This is a genomic window from Bacteroidota bacterium, assembly GCA_039821555.1.
In the GTDB taxonomy this organism is placed as follows: Bacteria; Bacteroidota; Rhodothermia; order Rhodothermales; family Rubricoccaceae; genus JBCBEX01.
Window position 1 is genome coordinate 1 of record JBCBNX010000065.1, and the last position, 627, is coordinate 627.

General features: G+C 68.7%; 1 protein-coding gene. It reads right to left on the reverse strand.

What is annotated here, in order from left to right; genetic code table 11:
- On the reverse strand, positions 1-627 hold a 627-nt coding region (locus tag AAFU51_18865; protein MEO1573305.1), incomplete at both ends, for a sigma 54-interacting transcriptional regulator.

Consider the following 627-nt stretch of genomic DNA (forward strand, 5'->3'; position numbering starts at 1 on the left):
CTTCGAGGCCGAGGTGCTTGGGCTCGATCTGCCCGCTGCCCGCCAGGAGGCCGGCGCGCTCGAGGGCATGGCGGAGCTCGCGAATGTTGCCCGGCCAAATGTGGCGCAGGAGAACCTCGAGGGCAGCGGGGCTGAGGTCGCTCGCCTGGCGACCCATGTCCTTGAGAAAGGCTTCGGCGAGGGCCGGAATGTCCTCCTTGCGACCGCGGAGGGGCGGGACCTCGACGTGGATCACGTTCAGGCGGTAGTAGAGGTCCTCGCGGAAACGGCCGGCCGCTGCCTCGTCCGCCAAGGTCTTGTTGGTGGCCGCGACCACGCGCACGTCGACGCGGACGGTCTTGTTCGACCCCAGGGGACGAAACTCGCTCCGCTCGAGGACGCGCAGGAGCTTGACCTGGAGCTCGAGGCTCATTTCGCCGATCTCGTCGAGGAAGAGGGTGCCGCCGTCTGCGATCTCGAAGAGGCCCTTGTGGTCTTCGCTGGCCCCCGTGAAGGCCCCGCGCTTGTGGCCGAAGAGCTCGGACTCGAAGAGCGCGGGCGGGATCGCGGCGCAGTTGACCGTCACCATGCGACTTTGGTGGCGTCCGCTGGCCTCGTGGAGGCTCCGGGCCACGAGCTCCTTGCCCG